The sequence below is a fragment of the Vibrio sp. CAU 1672 genome (assembly GCF_029223195.1).
GTDB lineage: Bacteria > Pseudomonadota > Gammaproteobacteria > Enterobacterales > Vibrionaceae > Vibrio.
In genome coordinates this window covers 1-2,720 of the sequence record NZ_JARHUF010000054.1, presented here as the reverse complement: position 1 = coordinate 2,720, position 2,720 = coordinate 1, and the positions used below count along the sequence as shown (strand labels likewise).

The window sequence follows — 2,720 nt, the reverse complement described above, 5'->3', positions numbered from 1 at the left end:
CCCCACACTACCATCGGCGCTAATTCGTTTCACTTCTGAGTTCGGCATGGAATCAGGTGGGTCCAAATCGCTATGGTCGCCAAGCAAATTCTTTAATTCGGAAAGCTGTTTTTGTGTTCTCTACACATTCAATTCTGTTCTTGCTTTGAGTCCATCAAAACCCCTTGGGTGTTGTATGGTTAAGCCTCACGGGCAATTAGTACAGGTTAGCTCAACGCCTCACAACGCTTACACACCCTGCCTATCAACGTTCTAGTCTCGAACAACCCTTCAGGATACTTAAAGTATCAGGGAAGACTCATCTCAGGGCTCGCTTCCCGCTTAGATGCTTTCAGCGGTTATCGATTCCGAACTTAGCTACCGGGCAATGCGTCTGGCGACACAACCCGAACACCAGAGGTTCGTCCACTCCGGTCCTCTCGTACTAGGAGCAGCCCCCTTCAATCTTCCAACGCCCACGGCAGATAGGGACCGAACTGTCTCACGACGTTCTAAACCCAGCTCGCGTACCACTTTAAATGGCGAACAGCCATACCCTTGGGACCGACTTCAGCCCCAGGATGTGATGAGCCGACATCGAGGTGCCAAACACCGCCGTCGATATGAACTCTTGGGCGGTATCAGCCTGTTATCCCCGGAGTACCTTTTATCCGTTGAGCGATGGCCCTTCCATTCAGAACCACCGGATCACTATGACCTGCTTTCGCACCTGCTCGAATTGTCATTCTCGCAGTCAAGCGGGCTTATGCCATTGCACTAACCTCACGATGTCCAACCGTGATTAGCCCACCTTCGTGCTCCTCCGTTACTCTTTGGGAGGAGACCGCCCCAGTCAAACTACCCACCAGGCACTGTCCTCATCCCCGATTAGGGGACCAAGTTAGAACATCAAACATACAAGGGTGGTATTTCAAGGTCGGCTCCACCGATACTGGCGTACCGGTTTCAAAGCCTCCCACCTATCCTACACATGTAGGCTCAATGTTCAGTGCCAAGCTGTAGTAAAGGTTCACGGGGTCTTTCCGTCTAGCCGCGGGTACACTGCATCTTCACAGCGATTTCAATTTCACTGAGTCTCGGGTGGAGACAGCGTGGCCATCATTACGCCATTCGTGCAGGTCGGAACTTACCCGACAAGGAATTTCGCTACCTTAGGACCGTTATAGTTACGGCCGCCGTTTACCGGGGCTTCGATCAAGAGCTTCGACCGAAGTCTAACCCCATCAATTAACCTTCCGGCACCGGGCAGGCGTCACACCGTATACGTCATCTTACGATTTTGCACAGTGCTGTGTTTTTAATAAACAGTTGCAGCCACCTGGTATCTGCGACTCTCAATAGCTCCATCCGCGAGGGACTTCACCGTCGAGAGCGTACCTTCTCCCGAAGTTACGGTACCATTTTGCCTAGTTCCTTCACCCGAGTTCTCTCAAGCGCCTTGGTATTCTCTACCCGACCACCTGTGTCGGTTTGGGGTACGATTCCTTACAATCTGAAGCTTAGAGGCTTTTCCTGGAAGCATGGCATCAATGACTTCACTACCGTAGTAGCTCGACGTCGTGTCTCAGCCTTAAAGAGAGCCGGATTTACCTAACCCTCAAGCCTACGCACTTGAACCTGGACAACCGTCGCCAGGCCCACCTAGCCTTCTCCGTCCCCCCATCGCAATTGTAAGAAGTACGGGAATATTAACCCGTTTCCCATCGACTACGCCTTTCGGCCTCGCCTTAGGGGTCGACTTACCCTGCCCCGATTAACGTTGGACAGGAACCCTTGGTCTTCCGGCGAGGAGGTTTTTCACCCCCTTTATCGTTACTCATGTCAGCATTCGCACTTCTGATACCTCCAGCATGCTTTACAACACACCTTCAACGGCTTACAGAACGCTCCCCTACCCAATGAAGTAAACTTCATTGCCGCAGCTTCGGTTTATAGCTTAGCCCCGTTACATCTTCCGCGCAGGCCGACTCGACTAGTGAGCTATTACGCTTTCTTTAAATGATGGCTGCTTCTAAGCCAACATCCTAGCTGTCTAAGCCTTCCCACATCGTTTCCCACTTAGCTATAATTTGGGACCTTAGCTGGCGGTCTGGGTTGTTTCCCTCTCCACGACGGACGTTAGCACCCGCCGTGTGTCTCCCGGATAGTACTTACTGGTATTCGGAGTTTGCAAAGGGTTGGTAAGTCGGGATGACCCCCTAGCCTTAACAGTGCTCTACCCCCAGTAGTATTCGTCCGAGGCGCTACCTAAATAGCTTTCGGGGAGAACCAGCTATCTCCAGGTTTGATTGGCCTTTCACCCCTAGCCACAAGTCATCCGCTAATTTTTCAACATTAGTCGGTTCGGTCCTCCAGTTGATGTTACTCAACCTTCAACCTGCCCATGGCTAGATCACCTGGTTTCGGGTCTATATCCAGAGACTAAATCGCCCAGTTAAGACTCGGTTTCCCTACGGCTCCCCTAGATGGTTAACCTTGCCACTGAATATAAGTCGCTGACCCATTATACAAAAGGTACGCAGTCACACCACGAAGGTGCTCCTACTGCTTGTACGTACACGGTTTCAGGTTCTATTTCACTCCCCTCACAGGGGTTCTTTTCGCCTTTCCCTCACGGTACTGGTTCACTATCGGTCAGTCAGTAGTATTTAGCCTTGGAGGATGGTCCCCCCATATTCAGACAGGATATCACGTGTCCCGCCCTACTCGATTTCACTGAA

The 2,720-nt window shown here is 51.5% G+C and carries 2 rRNA genes; both read right to left on the bottom strand.

From position 1 onward, the window contains the following. Positions 1–84, bottom strand: a 5S ribosomal RNA gene (gene rrf, locus P2G85_RS21195); the annotation flags it as partial. 91 nt (positions 85–175) lie between these two features. After that, a 23S ribosomal RNA gene (locus P2G85_RS21190) occupies positions 176–2,720 on the bottom strand; the annotation flags it as partial.